Here is a 14,505-nt window from a genome sequence, read left to right as displayed (position 1 = left end):
AAGACAGGTTGGGACGGGGGCGTTATACCGTGGCAGGCGGGGCGGTGGCGCAACCTGACAAAGTTGTAATCATGCCGTCAGCCGGCTGGCAGGCGCGGCGAGCTAGAGTTTCCCACAAGCTGAATCCGAATGGAGTTTGAAACATGTTGAGGGGAAGTCGCCTGGCCCTGGCCGCCTGCACGCTGATGTTCGGTGTACCGTCATGGGCGTCGCCTGGGCATCTTGATTTTGGCCAGCCTGCGCCGGCGGCCACGGTCGGACGCAGTATCGAAGTGGTGATGGGGGACATGTCGTTCGACCCCGGCGCGCTCCAGATCAAAGCCGGTGAAACCGTGCGGTTCGTGCTCATCAATAAAGGTCGGTTGCTGCACGAGTTCAACCTCGGCGATGCCGCCATGCACGCCGAACACCAGCAGGAAATGCTCAAGATGCAACAGAGCGGCCAGTTGACGCCGACCGCCATGACGCACGGGATGGCCCATGGCGACATGGGCCAAGGCTCGCCCGGCATGCGTCACGATGACCCGAACAGCGTGTTGGTGGAGCCGGGCAAGTCCGCCGAGCTGACCTGGACGTTCAACAAGGCCACGCGCCTTGAATTTGCCTGCAACATCCCCGGGCATTACCAGGCCGGAATGAAGGGAGACCTGACAGTCAGTCAGTAAGCACTCAAAGGCTGCGGCAAAGGCTGATAGAATCGGCTGATTCTTCAGTCAGGTTTCCGTCATGCATCCCGCAGCCGAACACTCGCCGCTGGGCAAGTCCAGTGAATACATCGCCACTTACACGCCGTCATTGCTGTTCCCGATCCCGCGCACCGCGAAATGGGCGGAACTGGGCCTGACGGCCGAGACCCTTCCCTACAAGGGCGTGGATTTCTGGAACTGTTTCGAGCTGTCATGGCTGTTGCCGTCCGGCAAGCCGGTGGTGGCTATCGGGGAATTCGCGATCCCGGCGGACTCACCGAATATCATCGAGTCCAAATCCTTCAAGCTGTACCTCAATTCCTTGAACCAGACGCCGTTCGACACCACTCAGAGTCTGGAGGCAACACTGCGCCAGGACCTCTCGGCCGCCGCTGGCAAGCCGGTGGGCGTGCGGATTCGCAGTCTCAAGGACGTGGAGGACGAAGGCGTCGTCGCGTTGCCGGGGGTGTGCATCGATGACCTGGACATCCGTGTCGATTCGTACGAACACCCACGCCCGGAACTGCTGCGGTGCGATGAATCGCGCATCATCGAGGAAAGCCTGCACAGCCACCTGCTCAAGTCCAACTGCCCGGTCACCAGCCAGCCGGACTGGGGCAGCGTGGCGGTGGAGTATCGTGGCGCGGCACTGGATCATGCGAGCCTGCTGGCCTACCTCGTCAGCTTCCGCCAGCATTCGGATTTCCACGAGCAATGCGTGGAGCGGATCTTCCTTGACCTGCAGCGACTGCTCAAGCCGCAGAAGTTGACGGTGTACGCGCGGTATGTGCGCCGTGGCGGCCTGGACATCAACCCGTATCGCAGCACTGAAGCGGTGCAACTGCCCAACCAGCGCCTGGTTCGCCAATAACCCACGGTAATAGCGAATCCTCCCACGGCGAATGGCATTTCAGGTGGCAGGAAATAGAAAAGCCCCGCCATGGCGCGTAATACCGTTCACTTAAGCACGTTACCGCCGTGGCGAGGGAGCTTGCTCCCGCTGGGCTGCGTAGCGGCCCCAAAAGCGTGGGACCGCTGCGCGCTCCAGCGGGAGCAAGCTCCCTCGCCACGATCAGTGATAAATCTCAAGTGAACAGCGTTACGCCATGGCGCGGGGCTTTTTTGTCCGAGAGGTTCAGATCCCGATGTTGCCCAGGGTCTGCACAATGTTGCGCAATGTCCCGGCAATGGTCGGGTGTTCCAGTTCGAAGCGTTCCACGGCAAGGTTCACGCCGTCGACCAGGTTGCTGTCCTGAAGCTGATTTTCCAGTTGGATCTCAGCCTCGATCTGAGCCATCAGTTGATGCAGACTCTCGCGCTCTGGCTCGGACAGTGGCGGGTTCTGGTCCAATTGCTCGCGCAGGGTATCGAGTTGAGCTTGCAGTTCGCGGCGGGCAGGCATTGGCGTACTCCCTTTATTGATAGGCACAGCCATGGACCGCGACGGTGCGTCAAAAGTCCGTGGCCTGCCTTAAGAGTAATCCACCCTCACGCACCCTGCATGATCCCGGTCATGGCTTCTCGCCTTTGAGCTGGCGCAGGCTGATGTCGGCCAGACAGGTGTCGAGCTCGCCCAGGTGATCGATCACCGAATGCACGCCCAGGCTGAACAATTGCACGGTGGCCCTGGCGCGCCTGGACTCGCGTTCCTGCTGCCCCAGCGCCTGCCACTCGCCCGGTGCCAGGCCACACAGCGAGCCACAGGACGCCAGGCCGATGGTCCACAGTCCGGCGTTGAGCCCCGATTGCAGCAACCCCGGTTCGCCACTGACCAGTACGCAACCGTCCAATTGCTGGACGTTCAGCGCCATGAGTGCCTGCCAGCAGGCGTGCGGGGCGGGCCAAGGATTATTTGTTGCAGGAAGTTGCGGGGGTTTGACCCAAGTCGGCAGGGCCGCCGCCAGGCCATGGCTGGTGGCCGGCGGCAAGTCGTCGAGCCAGGCGCAGGGAATACCCAGTTGCTGCAAGTGATGCAGGCTTTCCAGCGCCCCCGGCGTCGGTTGCGCGTGCTCGGTCGGCTTGGCGCCCGGCTGACGAACCCTGGCGCCGAAGTCCACCAGGCAACCACTCAGGCCGAACAGGACCGCAGTCAGGCCGGGAACAGGGAAGGGCAGGGCTTCGGCGCGAGGCATGGGAACGTCCTTGAAATAACCTGCAGCCTAACGGGCCTCAATGACAGTCCGGTGACAGAGTTGTGAAGGTGCTCGGCAGCAGAAACGTCCTACAGCCGCCTTCTCTTTTCCATGCTGCCTATCCTCGCTTTCCGTCTTATACTAGCGACCTTACCGCCTGGGCTCGGCGCCCTTGCCTGAATAAACCGAGGAGTTTTCCCCTATGCGCTGGAGCCATCGTCTAGCTCAGCTGAGTCTGTCCGCCAGCGTCCTGCTGGTTCCGTTTGCAGCCCAGGCCGCCACGGAAGAAGATCCTTGGGAAAGCATCAACCGTCCGATCTTTACCTTCAACGACACCCTCGACACCTATGCGCTCAAGCCGCTGGCCCAGGGGTATCAGTACGTGACGCCGCAGTTCCTGGAAGACGGTATCCACAACATGTTCCGCAACATTGGTGACGTGGGCAACCTGGCCAACAACGTGCTGCAGGCCAAACCGGCCGCTGCCGGGGTCGACACCGCCCGGTTGATCTTCAACACCACTTTCGGCCTGCTGGGCTTCTTCGACGTGGGCACCCAGATGGGCCTGCAACGCAGCGACGAGGATTTCGGCCAGACCCTGGGCTATTGGGGCGTGAGCAGCGGTCCTTATGTGGTGCTTCCACTCTTGGGGCCAAGCACCCTGCGTGATGCGCCGGCCAAGTATGTCGACAGCTACGTCGCGCCTTATCGCTATATCGACAATGTCTCGGTGCGTAACTCGATCTTCGGCCTGAACATCGTCGACACGCGCGCCAGCCTGCTGTCGGCCGAGAAGCTGGTGAGCGGCGACAAATACGTCTTCATTCGCAACGCCTATCTGCAAAACCGCGAATTCAAGGTCAAGGACGGCCAGGTCGAAGACGATTTTTGATATCGGCTCCCGACTGAGCGAAAGGCGGCCCTGGCATGAATGCCCAGGGGCCGCCTTTTGTGTTTTTGTGGTGCGTTCAAGGGGAGTGATCCTTCCATTGGGTTACGCTTCGCTCGGTTCTTATAACTCTCTGTACTTTGACAAATAAAGACGGCAAGCGGCGATCCGCCTGAGCTTGAAACGCCCCGCGGATGGGAGTACCGTCTGCGCCTTAGAAGGGCACCTCTGATGAATCCGCGTGCAGGGCAGCGACCTGAAACCGGTACGACAGAGAGGCTAGAAAGCGAATCCAGTAGTGCGTGCAAAGGCCTGACGGTCCAGCCCGCTACGCCAACCTAATTCTGGCGCCGTTTGCCCACATGTCAAAAACCAGTGCCACGCTGCTGATAATCGATGATGACGAAGTGGTGCGAGCGAGCCTCGCGGCCTACTTGGAAGACAGTGGTTTCAGCGTCCTGCAGGCCAGCAATGGCCAACAGGGTCTTCAGGTATTCGAGCAAGACAAGCCCGACCTGGTCATCTGCGACCTGCGCATGCCGCAGATGGGCGGACTCGAACTCATTCGCCAGGTCAGCGGGATCTCCTCGCAGACCCCGGTGATCGTGGTTTCGGGCGCGGGCGTGATGAACGACGCGGTCGAGGCATTGCGCCTGGGCGCGGCCGACTACCTGATCAAGCCCCTTGAAGACCTTGCGGTGCTCGAGCACTCCGTGCGCCGGGCCCTGGACCGTTCTCGCCTGCTGGTGGAGAACCAGCGCTACCGCGAGAAGCTGGAGACCGCCAACCGCGAGCTGGAAGCCAGCCTGAACCTGCTGCAGGAAGACCAGAACGCCGGCCGCCAGGTGCAGATGAACATGCTGCCGGTCAGCCCCTGGACCGTCGATGGCTTCCGGTTTGCCCACCAGATCATCCCGTCGTTGTACCTGTCGGGGGATTTCGTCGACTATTTCCGAGTCGATGAGCGACGCGTGGCATTCTACCTGGCGGACGTTTCCGGCCACGGCGCGTCGTCGGCGTTCGTCACGGTGCTGCTGAAGTTCATGACCACGCGCTTGCTGTTCGAGTCCAAGCGCAATGGCACGTTGCCGGAGTTCAAGCCTTCTGAGGTCCTTGGGCATATCAACCGAGGCCTGATCAGTTGTAAGCTGGGCAAACACGTCACAATGGTCGGTGGAGTCATCGACGAGGAGACTGGTTTGTTGACCTATAGCATCGGCGGTCACCTGCCGTTGCCTGTGTTGTATACGCCAGACAGTGTTCGTTACCTGGAAGGGCGTGGCTTGCCGGTGGGCCTGTTCAACGAGGCCACCTACGAAGACCACGTACTGGAACTGCCGCCGACGTTCAGCCTGACGCTGATGTCTGATGGCATTTTGGATCTTTTGACAGAGCCTACACTCAAAGAGAAAGAAGCGGCCTTGCCTGAGCGGGTGAGTGCAGCGGGCGGCAGCCTGGAAGGCTTGCGCCAAGTGTTTGGATTAGCCACGCTCGGGGAGATGCCGGATGATATCGCCCTGTTAGTGTTGAGCAGGAACCTTTGATGAGTACCGGTAGAATCCAGTTCGCCGAGCAGGACGGCACCTTTGTCCTGAAGTTTGTCGGTGAAGTGCGCCTGACCCTGTGTTCGGCGCTGGATGCGACTATTGAGCGGATCTTCACGGCGCTGAACTTCAGCGCCATCGTGATTGACCTGACCGAAACCCGCAGCATCGACAGCACCACCCTGGGCCTGCTGGCCAAGCTGTCGATCCTGTCGCGGCAGAAGGTCGGCCTGTTGCCAACGGTTGTCACCACCCATAACGACATCACCCGCCTCTTGCAATCGATGGGCTTCGACCAGGTCTTCAACATCGTTGGCGACCCCGTGCCGTGCCCGGAATGCCTGGACGACCTGCCTGACCAGGACCAGTCCGAGGAAGAAGTGCGAATCAAGGTGCTCGAAGCCCACAAGATCCTGATGGGCCTGAACGATTCCAATCGTGAAGCTTTCCATGACCTGGTGAACGCCTTGGAGCGCCCAGGCGGCTGAAGCCCCTCGACCCTGTGGGAGCGGGCTTGCTCGCAAAGAGGGGATAACAGGCGACATCAATGCTGGAGTGCTGGTCTCTTCGCGAGTAAACCCGCTTCCACAAACGCAAAAGGGGCGAACCTATCAAGGTTCGCCCCTTTTGCTTGCTAGTGCCTCACCTCAAAGCTTGGCTTGCAGCAGCGCTTCCAGTTTTTCCTGGTCCCGCGCAAACTGACGAATACCTTCGGCCAGTTTCTCGGTCGCCATGGCGTCCTCGTTGGACAACCAGCGGAATTGCGCTTCATTGAGGTTCAGGCGTGCTTCCCCAGCCTGCCCTGGCGCCAGCTTGCGTTCCAGCTTGCCTTCGTCGGCGGCCAGTTTCTCCAGCAGTTCCGGGCTGACGGTCAAGCGGTCGCAACCGGCCAGTTGTTCGATCTGGTTGAGGTTACGGAAGCTGGCACCCATGACCACGGTCTTGTAGTCATTGGCCTTGTAGTAGTTGTAGATGCGCGTCACCGACTGAACGCCCGGATCATCGGCGCCGGTGTAGTCGTTGCCATTGGCTTTCTTGTACCAGTCGTAGATACGGCCCACGAACGGCGAGATCAGGAAGACCCCCGCGTCGGCGCAAGCGGCGGCCTGGGCGAAGGAGAAGAGCAGGGTCAGGTTGCACTGGATGCCTTCACGCTCCAACTGCTCGGCGGCACGAATGCCTTCCCAGGTGGATGCGATCTTGATCAGCACGCGATCACGGCCAATGCCAGCCTTTTCATACAGGTCGATCAGACGATGTGCACGCTTGAGCATGGCGTCGGTGTCGAACGAAAGACGTGCGTCCACTTCGGTGGAAATGCGCCCCGGAATCACCTTCAGGATTTCCCCGCCCACTGCCACGCCAAAACGGTCGCTGGCCAGGCCGACATCGCCCTTGCAGTCTGCCACGCAGGCATTGAGCAGCTCGGCATAGCCGCTCATGGCCGAGGCCTTGAGCAGCAGGGAAGGGTTGGTGGTGGCGTCCACGGGTTTGATGCGGGCGATGGCTTCGAAGTCGCCGGTATCGGCGACGACGGTGGTGAATTGCTTGAGTTGTTCCAGCTTGGAAGTCATGAGCGTGCTCTGTCCTATGGGTCTGTTGACATTACCCGAGGGCCGGCAGCCACTCAAGGGCGTGTAGAGGTATCGAAAGGCCCCAGCGGCAACAACCTGAAAACGGCTGTTTGAAAGGCCGGGGCGGTATCGGTAGATACGATGCCAAAAGCGGACGCAGGTTCAAAGCAAGTGACGGTTAGCGTCCTTCCAGTAACTGTCCGGCCTGGTCCAGCAGGGCCAACGGATCCTGGGTCTTGTGGATGTCCACCGACAACAATTGCCGAAACCGCCGCGCCCCCGGAAAGCCGGTGCCCAGCCCGAGCACATGGCGAGTGATGTGGTGCATCGCGCCACCGGCGGCCAGGTGATTGGCGATATAAGGTCGCAACTGCGCCAATGCCTCGGCCCGGCTGATGACCGGCGCGGTGCTGCCGAACAATTGTTGGTCCACCTCGGCCAGCAGATACGGGTTGTGATATGCCTCGCGGCCCAGCATCACCCCGTCGAAGGTCTGCAAGTGCTCATGGCAGGCCGCCAGTGTCTTGATTCCGCCGTTGAGCACGATTTCCAGCTCTGGAAAATCCGCCTTCAACCGCGCCACCACGTCATAACGCAGCGGCGGGATATCGCGATTCTCCTTCGGCGACAGGCCTTCCAGGATGGCGATCCGCGCGTGAACGGTAAAACTGGTACAGCCAGCGTCACGCACAGTCCCCACGAACTCGCACAACTGCTCGTAACTGTCACGCCCGTTGATCCCGATCCGATGCTTGACCGTCACCGGAATCGACACCGCATCACGCATGGCCTTCACACAATCGGCCACCAACCCCGGATGCCCCATCAGGCACGCGCCGATCATATTGTTCTGCACCCGGTCGCTGGGGCAGCCGACGTTGAGATTGACCTCGTCATAACCGTGCTCCTGGGCCATGCGCGAACAAGCGGCTAGATCGGCCGGAACACTGCCACCCAACTGCAACGCCAGGGGGTGTTCGGCTTCGTGATGCCGCAGGAAACGCTCGTGGTCCCCGTTGAGCAAGGCACCGGTGGTGACCATCTCGGTGTAGAGCAGGGCGTGCTTGGACAGGATGCGCAGGAAGTAGCGGCAGTGGGGGTCAGTCCAGTCCATCATGGGGGCCACGCTGAAGCGCCGGGACAAGGATTGCTGGGGTGCTGGGTATAGAGGCATCGGAGAATCTGGACGGTAAGGCGAGGGGCGCAGTTTATCAGGAAAGAGGTCGGTGAGGTTTGGACAGGAGGCGACTGTCCGGGGCTTCGCTTGTCGGCGATCTTTTTCTCTGTGATCCGTGTAGGTACGAGGTCGAGACTAAATAAATCTGTCCCCCTTTTTTGTGCCCTTTTTTGAGAGGTTCCAATCCATCATGGGTGCAACACTGAGGCGACGAGACAATTGCTGCGGGGGAGCTGGGTATAGAGGCATCGGGAATCTGGACGGTAAGGCGAGGGGGTGGATGTCTAGAAGGGGCTGACCTGACGGGTGGTGTGCAGGGCAGAGCACCTTAGTCGATAGCCTGGAATGACAGCAGCGACGTATCGACCCTTTCAAGAGATAAAAACATGAACGTTAGAGCTATGAACCTTGCCCCAAGGTCTGCCGCCTTCTTCTCACTCATTGTCCTGGTGGTTTTTGTCTTGGGCATTGTTGCCGTGATGCAAATGGGTAAGCTTCGGGACTCGGAGCAGGATGTCGAAACCAACTGGATGGCGAGCATCCGGCAGGCCGGCAAGATGCAGACAGCTATCTTGCGCCTGCGGCTTGAAAGCATCCGCATCACGGTGACCACCGATGAACAACAGCGCCAAGCCCGCATTACTTCGTTGAGCGGCTTTCGCAGCACGCTGCAGAACGCTGTGAGCGATTACGAGCCCTTGGTTTCCTCGCCGGCAGAACGTGAGCGTTACCAGGCGGTGTCCGCTGATGTGCAGCAGTATTTCAAACTGTTGGATGAGCTGGAGCCGCTGCTGCAAAAGGGTGACAACACCGCAGCCATTGCCCTGATCAACACACGCATCAGCCCGATGACCAACACCCTGCAGGACAAGACGGACGCGCTCTTGAGCGTTAACGAGGAGGGCGCCAAGCGTGCAGGCCTGGATGCCTCCGCCACCTATAGCAATGGCGTGACGCTGGTGATCGGCCTGCTTGTGGTGACCGTGGTACTCACCGTGGCGCTGGCGGCAGTGCTGATCCGCAGCATCACCTCGCCCATCAGCGACGCCCTGGCGGTTGCAGAGCGGATTGCCAGCAGCGACCTTTCCCGAGAGATCGGGATCACGGGTCGCGATGAAGCTGGGCGCCTGCTGGGGGCCTTGGCGAAGATGCAGAGCAATCTGCGGGAAACGATCGCCCATATCGCCGATTCCTCCACCCAGCTGGCGTCGGCCTCGGAAGAAATGACCGCAGTGACTGAAGAGGCCAGTCGCGGGTTGGTGCAGCAGAACGATGAAGTCAATCAGGCCGCCACCGCGGTGACTGAAATGAGCGCCGCGGTAGACGAAGTTGCCCGTAACGCCGAAGCCGCCGCGCAATCCTCTCGCGAGTCTATGGCGTTCACACACTCGGGTATCGAGAATGTGGCACAAACGCTAAAAGCGATTGAAGGCCTGGCCAGTAACGTGGTTTCCACGGGTGACCAGGTCAAGGCGTTGTCAGGCAGGGCCCAGGACATCAGCAAGGTGGTCGAGGTGATTCGTGCGATTGCCGAGCAGACCAACCTGCTGGCGCTGAACGCGGCGATTGAAGCCGCCCGCGCCGGTGAGCAAGGCCGAGGCTTTGCGGTAGTGGCCGATGAAGTGCGGGCCCTGGCACACCGCACCCAGCAATCCACCCAGGAAATCGAACAAATGATCAGCGCGATTCAGGCCGATTCGACCCAGGCGGTGGGGGCCATGAGCGTGAGCGCCCAGATGGCCAACGGCTCAATCTCGGTGGCGCAGAAAGCCGATATGTCGCTCAAGCAGATCGCCGAGGCCATCACCCAGATCAACGAGCGTAACCTGTTGATCGCCACCGCTTCCGAAGAGCAATCGCAGGTGGCCCGCGAGGTCGACCAGAATCTGACCAGTATTCGCGAGCTTTCTGTCCAGAGCTCGGCGGGCGCCAGTCAGACCGCCAGTGCCTGCAGTGAGATGGCCAACCTGGCGGTTGAGTTGAATCGCCTGGTTGCTCGCTTCAAGGTCTGACAAGGTCGTTGTTCCAGCATGCCCTCGTCGTAGCGTCGAGCGGCATGCTGGAACAGAGGGAGTGTTGGTAATCAGCCCAGCTCTTCAACCAGCCCCTGCGCCCATTCCAGCAGGGAGTGATGTTCAACATCCCGGTTTTCCCAGTCGTGCCAGTAAGCGATGAGCTCCCCGCTACCGGTTGGCGAGGCATCAACTACCACGTAATCGCCCGAGTCATTGGTCAAAAACGGCACCCAATAGCGCCCCCATGGCTCGAGAAATTCCTCCTCTGGGTCGAGGAAAAACGTCATCACCTCGACAATTTCATGGGCTGCAAGGAGGCGGCGATTGTCGCTGTCGCGCAGTGGCGCGTTCCATTCTTGTCCGTCATGCCAAAGCAATAGCTGAGCAAGGCTCGGCGGCAGCGGCGCGCCCAGGGTTTGTTCGATCCGGGTGATATCTGCGTGAGTGGCGGGTGGGCGAAACGTGGCTGCCACTTGCGGCGCTACACGCAGGCCGACGAGGGTCAGCAGTTCGTGAATGCGGTGGGTTTGAGGCTGCTCATGCATGGCGTTCTCCTGTTCACGGCGGCGCGAGTTGAATATCGTTGATTCAAAGCCGATTGAATGGGCATGGAATTCTGTGCGGCGCAGCGATCATGGGCTCATGCGCAGGTGGGTGACGGTTTCGCTGTTGAGCTCGATCAGGCTCAAGGCACCGTCGCCAAAGGAGCAGCCGGTGTCGATGTAGATGACGTTGCCCAGGCGCTTCACGCTCGGTACGGTCGAGTGGCCGACGTAGAGCTGGTGTATTCCCTTGATCGGTTCACTGTTTTGCTCCTCGATCCTTTCCCTGGCATACAGCGCCATGCTTAGCGCGCGCAGGCGGCAAATTTCTCCCAGTTGCCCTTGCAGGGCTGCTTTGGCTGTCTGCCAGTCGTCACCTTTCTGCGTCTGTGGCGCTTCGGCATGCACGATGCCGACGGTGTTGCCGTCCGGCAAGTCGACTTCAATGATCCATGGCAGCGCCTGGAGAGCCTTGGAAAGTTCATGCTGGACGGGGGGCGGCAGTTCATAGAGCCAGGCACCGCCGTTGCGGGTATGCCTGGGAATGTCGCCGTCGCCGCCGATGCAGTCGATCAGCATCTGTTCATGATTGCCCCGCACAGCATGAAACCAGGGCTGCGAAAGCCAGTCGAGCACTTCCAGGGAGTCGGGGCCGCGGTCGATCAGGTCGCCGACGGAGAAAAGACGGTCCCGTTCCACATCGAACTTCGAGCGTTCCAGCAGGATGCTTAAAAGTTTGAAGTGGCCGTGAACGTCCCCCACGACAAAGTCGCGGCCTTCTGGGTTGGAGGGGAATGTGCTTATCGTATTCATGCCGGTGTTCTAGGGGGGAAGTCGCAAGACTGTGGAAAACGCGTTTCAGATGACCGGTGCTATCTTACGGGCGAATCGGGCTGCCAATACATTTTTCAAACACGTGCTGCATGGGCTCGAGCATGCAGTGATAAGCCGCGATGTTGGCGTCGATCCACTGTTCTTTCTCAATGCCCCACCAACTGATCTCAAAACCGGCGTTCATGATGAGGTGTTCGAAGAGAATCCTTTGAGCGCGGCCATTGCCTTCGCGAAAAGGATGGATGACGTTGATCTCTGAATAGGCCTCTGCCACGGCGTTGATCAGGTCTGCGCGACCCATGCCTTCAAACCAGTTCTGTGCAGCCATGCCCTTGAAGATTTTCCCGGCTTGCGCCTCCATGAATGACGGCTGGCAGAAACGGGTGTCCTGCTTGGCCATTCCAACGGTTCGCAATTGTCCGGCCCATTCATACAGGTCGCAGAAGAGCACCTGATGAATGCCCTGAAGATAACCCAGGCTATAAGGGGGAGGGCTGAATTCGACGTTGTCCGCGGCGATGGCCGAGAGCTGTTGTTCGGCTTCGCTCAAGGTCGATTCGTCACGGATATCGAGTTTATTACGCAGGATTGTAGAGCCGGGGTAGCAATAGGCGTCTTCGCCGACACCATATTTGTCCGGCATCAGGCTCGGGTCTTGGTGAAGGTTTTCAACACTTCTTCGCGCGTTGGCATTTTGCAATCGCTCTCGGAGAAGCTCACTTTGAAACCTTCCAGGCGCAGGCTGGCGGCATAGTTGGAACGACGTGTCCTGGCCGCGTAGGCTTTTTTCGCTTCAAGGCTGACAGTGCCCATGGGCTTGATCTCAATGGCGAACGTAAGCCGATTATAGCCCATCTCGCGAGGTCGGACCTATGACGCAGCCGCTATGGGCCTTCCTGGGGGAAGTGAGCTGATCAATGGCCCTTGCAATGCCATGCATCTCAAAATACTGTGTTTATAACCAGTATCGAGAGGCCTTCATGCAACTTATCGCCAAGCTCGGCATTCTCGCCGACGCTGCCAAGTATGACGCGTCCTGCGCCAGCAGTGGTGCCCCCAAGCGCAGCTCCCGGGGGCGCGATGGCTTGGGCGCTACGGATGGCATGGGTATTTGTCATAGCTATACGCCGGATGGGCGTTGTGTGTCGCTGTTGAAGGTGCTGCTGACCAATTTCTGCCTGTATGACTGCCAGTATTGCGTCAACCGTCGTACCAGCAACGTGCCGAGAGCGCGCTTCACGCCAGAGGAAGTGGTGCGCTTGACCCTCGATTTCTATCGCCGCAATTGCATCAGTGGCCTGTTCCTGAGCTCCGGCATCATTCGCTCGGCTGACTACACCATGGAGCAATTGGTGCGGGTGGCACGGTTGCTGCGCGAGGACCATCAGTTTCGTGGCTATATCCACCTCAAGACCATTCCCGACGCCGACCCGCTGTTGATCGAAGAGGCCGGGCGGCTGGCCGATCGCTTGAGCGTGAATATCGAGCTGTCCAGCGAGGCGAGCCTCAAGCGCCTGGCACCGGAAAAGCAGCTGACCACGATTCGCCAGGCCATGGGCACCATCCATGACGGACAGCAGGCGGTGGCCGGGGAGGCGAGGGCGCCGCGGTTCGCGCCAGCCGGGCAAAGTACCCAGGTCATCGTTGGCGCCGATGCCACCGATGACCATGCCATCTTGCAGAACGCCGAATCGCTGTACCAGGGCTATGGTTTGCGCCGGGTCTATTACTCGGCGTTCAGCCCTATTCCCGATAGCCCCGCCAGCGTGCCGTTGGCAGCGCCGCCCTTGTTGCGTGAGCACAGGCTCTACCAGGCTGACTTTCTCATGCGCGGCTACGGCTACAAGGCCGGCGAACTCTTGGGTAACGCCGGCAACCTCGACCTGGACATCGACCCCAAGCTCGCCTGGGCGCTGGCCAACCGGGAGGTTTTCCCGCTGGATGTGAACCGCGCCGAGCCTGCGTTGCTGGCGCGTATTCCCGGGATCGGCCTGCGCAGCGTGCAACGACTGGTGGCGCTACGGCGGGAGCGTCGGGTCCGCTATGACGACCTGGTGCAGTTGCGTTGCGTACTGGAAAAGGCGCGGCCGTTCATCATCACCAGCGACTACCGGCCCGCTGAAGCCCAGGTGCGCAGCGGCCTTTTGCGGGCGCGTCTGCGCGATCCCCAGCGACCTGTGCAGATGGGGCTATGGGGATGATCGCGCTGGATTGCGATGACGACTTCTCGACCTGGCGCGACCAGGCCCGGACGCTGCTTGGGCATGGCATCGACCCCAGTGACGTGACGTGGGCCCAAGGTCCCATCACCGACCTGTTGGCCGTGCCGACGCCGCTGCCATCAGGCCCTGGCCCGTTCCGCACGCGGGTGCCGGCGGCCTTGTTGGCGCAACTCGAACAGGCGGGCCGTTACCTCGGCGAACAACGCTGGAACCTGCTGTATGAAGTGCTCTGGCGCGTGGCCCATGGCGACCGCACCGCCATGCTCGCCGGCGATCGCCTGGGCAGTGAACTGCAGCGACGGATCAAACAGGTCAGTCGCGAAGCTCATCACCTGCACGCCTTCGTGCGCTTCGTTCCTTTGCCACCCGCGTTGGCCGAGCGACTGCAACTGGACCTTGTGTCGTTCCATGAGCCCGCCCATGACATCCTCGAGAGCGCCAGTGGTCATTTTGCCGAACGACTGGGACGGCAACGCTGGCTGATCGCAACGCCCCGCGACGGTATCCGCTTCGACGGCCAGTCGCTTGACTACCGGCGCCAGTGCCCTGAGCAGTGGCGACAGTGGGCACGTCACGCCGACGATCCGGGCGCCGAGCTGTGGCGCACCTATTACCGACACATCTTCAACCCGGCGCGGCTCAATCCCCAGGCGCTGCGCCAGCACATGCCCGGGCGCTTCTGGCAGCACCTGCCGGAGGGCGGATTGATTCCCCAATTGGTCGGGCAGGCGCGCCAGGGTAAGCAGCGCGATGGGCAGGCGATAGAGGTGAAGGAGCAGGCCGGCAAGCGGATTGTGGTGGCCGCGAGAAATGATGGCACCTCGTTGGGCGTGTGCCTCACGCCTGATTGATTGGGCTTTTCAGCTCACATCCAGGCCTGGGCTCTGAAT

The 14,505-nt window shown here is 60.5% G+C and carries 16 protein-coding genes; 8 read left to right on the top strand and 8 right to left on the bottom strand.

Annotated elements, in window-relative coordinates; all coding sequences use genetic code 11:
- Positions 1-143 precede the first annotated feature (143 nt).
- Both V3H56_RS17970 and queF read left to right on the top strand, forming a co-directional pair.
- On the top strand, positions 144-665 hold the full coding sequence (locus tag V3H56_RS17970; protein ID WP_047737742.1) for a cupredoxin family protein: 522 nt from the start codon (positions 144-146) through the stop codon (positions 663-665).
- Positions 666-726: 61 nt separating this feature from the next.
- Positions 727-1,557 (top strand): NADPH-dependent 7-cyano-7-deazaguanine reductase QueF, encoded by an 831-nt coding sequence (gene queF, locus V3H56_RS17965; protein ID WP_047737740.1) that lies wholly within the window; start codon positions 727-729, stop codon positions 1,555-1,557.
- Between the two features lie 264 nt (positions 1,558-1,821).
- Here the strand turns inward: queF and V3H56_RS17960 are convergent, their stop codons facing one another.
- Together V3H56_RS17960 and V3H56_RS17955 are read right to left on the bottom strand one after the other, a co-directional pair.
- Entirely contained in the window at positions 1,822-2,088 is a 267-nt protein-coding gene (locus tag V3H56_RS17960) for a DUF4404 family protein (RefSeq protein WP_047737739.1), read from the bottom strand.
- Positions 2,089-2,197: 109 nt separating this feature from the next.
- Positions 2,198-2,818 (bottom strand): phosphatase, encoded by a 621-nt coding sequence (locus tag V3H56_RS17955; protein ID WP_047737737.1) that lies wholly within the window; start codon positions 2,816-2,818, stop codon positions 2,198-2,200.
- Between the two features lie 202 nt (positions 2,819-3,020).
- Here V3H56_RS17955 and V3H56_RS17950 point away from each other — a divergent pair, with 202 nt between their 5' ends.
- From V3H56_RS17950 to rssC, 3 genes are all read left to right on the top strand, one after another.
- Positions 3,021-3,710, top strand: a complete 690-nt coding sequence (locus V3H56_RS17950; RefSeq protein ID WP_338473711.1) for a VacJ family lipoprotein — start codon at positions 3,021-3,023, stop codon at positions 3,708-3,710.
- A 359-nt stretch (positions 3,711-4,069) separates the two neighbouring features.
- The gene (gene rssB / locus V3H56_RS17945) at positions 4,070-5,251 is read left to right on the top strand and encodes a two-component system response regulator RssB (protein WP_338473710.1); all 1,182 of its coding nucleotides are present in this window, start codon (positions 4,070-4,072) and stop codon (positions 5,249-5,251) included.
- Entirely contained in the window at positions 5,251-5,739 is a 489-nt protein-coding gene (gene rssC, locus V3H56_RS17940; protein WP_003183367.1) for an anti-sigma factor antagonist RssC, read from the top strand. Before rssB ends, rssC begins: the two co-directional genes overlap by 1 nt.
- Positions 5,740-5,898: 159 nt before the next feature.
- Here the strand turns inward: rssC and tal are convergent, their stop codons facing one another.
- Positions 5,899-6,825 carry a transaldolase gene (gene tal, locus V3H56_RS17935; protein WP_042727866.1) on the bottom strand — a complete coding sequence of 309 codons (927 nt, stop codon included), beginning with the start codon at positions 6,823-6,825 and terminating at the stop codon, positions 5,899-5,901.
- 178 nt (positions 6,826-7,003) lie between these two features.
- Positions 7,004-7,999, bottom strand: a complete 996-nt coding sequence (dusA, locus tag V3H56_RS17930) for a tRNA dihydrouridine(20/20a) synthase DusA (RefSeq protein WP_338473709.1) — start codon at positions 7,997-7,999, stop codon at positions 7,004-7,006.
- 389 nt (positions 8,000-8,388) lie between these two features.
- Between dusA and V3H56_RS17925 the strand changes: the two genes are divergently transcribed.
- Positions 8,389-10,014, top strand: coding sequence for a methyl-accepting chemotaxis protein (locus tag V3H56_RS17925; protein ID WP_338473708.1), 1,626 nt, complete (start codon positions 8,389-8,391; stop codon positions 10,012-10,014).
- 71 nt (positions 10,015-10,085) lie between these two features.
- Here V3H56_RS17925 and V3H56_RS17920 read toward each other — a convergent pair whose 3' ends face one another.
- The 4 genes from V3H56_RS17920 to V3H56_RS17905 all read right to left on the bottom strand — a co-directional run bounded on the left by V3H56_RS17920 (position 10,086) and on the right by V3H56_RS17905 (position 12,206).
- Complete coding sequence (locus tag V3H56_RS17920) at positions 10,086-10,562, bottom strand: SMI1/KNR4 family protein (protein WP_047739207.1); 477 nt, start codon at positions 10,560-10,562, stop codon at positions 10,086-10,088.
- Between the two features lie 87 nt (positions 10,563-10,649).
- Complete coding sequence (locus tag V3H56_RS17915) at positions 10,650-11,372, bottom strand: metallophosphoesterase (RefSeq protein ID WP_047739206.1); 723 nt, start codon at positions 11,370-11,372, stop codon at positions 10,650-10,652.
- A gap of 64 nt (positions 11,373-11,436) precedes the next feature.
- Entirely contained in the window at positions 11,437-12,036 is a 600-nt protein-coding gene (locus V3H56_RS17910; RefSeq protein WP_042727861.1) for a putative adenosine monophosphate-protein transferase Fic, read from the bottom strand.
- Positions 12,036-12,206: a YhfG family protein gene (locus tag V3H56_RS17905; RefSeq protein ID WP_123579870.1), complete on the bottom strand. Its 171-nt coding sequence runs from the start codon at positions 12,204-12,206 to the stop codon at positions 12,036-12,038. The genes V3H56_RS17910 and V3H56_RS17905 overlap by 1 nt, the downstream gene beginning before the upstream one ends.
- 167 nt (positions 12,207-12,373) lie before the next feature.
- On the opposite strand from V3H56_RS17905, the gene V3H56_RS17900 reads away from it, so the two are divergent.
- Both V3H56_RS17900 and V3H56_RS17895 read left to right on the top strand, forming a co-directional pair.
- Positions 12,374-13,594, top strand: coding sequence for a putative DNA modification/repair radical SAM protein (locus V3H56_RS17900; RefSeq protein WP_047739205.1), 1,221 nt, complete (start codon positions 12,374-12,376; stop codon positions 13,592-13,594).
- Positions 13,585-14,466, top strand: coding sequence for a TIGR03915 family putative DNA repair protein (locus V3H56_RS17895; RefSeq protein WP_080921996.1), 882 nt, complete (start codon positions 13,585-13,587; stop codon positions 14,464-14,466). Before V3H56_RS17900 ends, V3H56_RS17895 begins: the two co-directional genes overlap by 10 nt.
- Positions 14,467-14,505 lie beyond the last annotated feature (39 nt).

It is taken from the genome of Pseudomonas sp. MS646 (genome assembly GCF_036693845.1).
Lineage (GTDB): Bacteria > Pseudomonadota > Gammaproteobacteria > Pseudomonadales > Pseudomonadaceae > Aquipseudomonas > Aquipseudomonas chlororaphis_E.
Note: the sequence above shows the minus strand (reverse complement) of the source record. Positions and strands in the feature narration are given on the sequence as shown.

Bases quoted from the DNA above. Each gene is read 5' to 3' on its own strand.
- V3H56_RS17960 (WP_047737739.1), bottom strand. From the start codon at position 2,088: ATGCCTGCCCGCCGCGAACTGCAAGCTCAACTCGATACCCTGCGCGAG.
- V3H56_RS17895 (WP_080921996.1), top strand. From the start codon at position 13,585: ATGGGGATGATCGCGCTGGATTGCGATGACGACTTCTCGACCTGGCGC.
- V3H56_RS17915 (WP_047739206.1), bottom strand. From the start codon at position 11,372: ATGAATACGATAAGCACATTCCCCTCCAACCCAGAAGGCCGCGACTTT.
- rssB (WP_338473710.1), top strand. From the start codon at position 4,070: ATGTCAAAAACCAGTGCCACGCTGCTGATAATCGATGATGACGAAGTG.
- dusA (WP_338473709.1), bottom strand. From the start codon at position 7,999: ATGCCTCTATACCCAGCACCCCAGCAATCCTTGTCCCGGCGCTTCAGC.
- V3H56_RS17900 (WP_047739205.1), top strand. From the start codon at position 12,374: ATGCAACTTATCGCCAAGCTCGGCATTCTCGCCGACGCTGCCAAGTAT.
- V3H56_RS17970 (WP_047737742.1), top strand. From the start codon at position 144: ATGTTGAGGGGAAGTCGCCTGGCCCTGGCCGCCTGCACGCTGATGTTC.
- V3H56_RS17925 (WP_338473708.1), top strand. From the start codon at position 8,389: ATGAACGTTAGAGCTATGAACCTTGCCCCAAGGTCTGCCGCCTTCTTC.
- V3H56_RS17955 (WP_047737737.1), bottom strand. From the start codon at position 2,818: ATGCCTCGCGCCGAAGCCCTGCCCTTCCCTGTTCCCGGCCTGACTGCG.
- V3H56_RS17950 (WP_338473711.1), top strand. From the start codon at position 3,021: ATGCGCTGGAGCCATCGTCTAGCTCAGCTGAGTCTGTCCGCCAGCGTC.
- rssC (WP_003183367.1), top strand. From the start codon at position 5,251: ATGAGTACCGGTAGAATCCAGTTCGCCGAGCAGGACGGCACCTTTGTC.
- V3H56_RS17920 (WP_047739207.1), bottom strand. From the start codon at position 10,562: ATGCATGAGCAGCCTCAAACCCACCGCATTCACGAACTGCTGACCCTC.
- V3H56_RS17910 (WP_042727861.1), bottom strand. From the start codon at position 12,036: ATGCCGGACAAATATGGTGTCGGCGAAGACGCCTATTGCTACCCCGGC.
- V3H56_RS17905 (WP_123579870.1), bottom strand. From the start codon at position 12,206: ATGGGCACTGTCAGCCTTGAAGCGAAAAAAGCCTACGCGGCCAGGACA.
- tal (WP_042727866.1), bottom strand. From the start codon at position 6,825: ATGACTTCCAAGCTGGAACAACTCAAGCAATTCACCACCGTCGTCGCC.
- queF (WP_047737740.1), top strand. From the start codon at position 727: ATGCATCCCGCAGCCGAACACTCGCCGCTGGGCAAGTCCAGTGAATAC.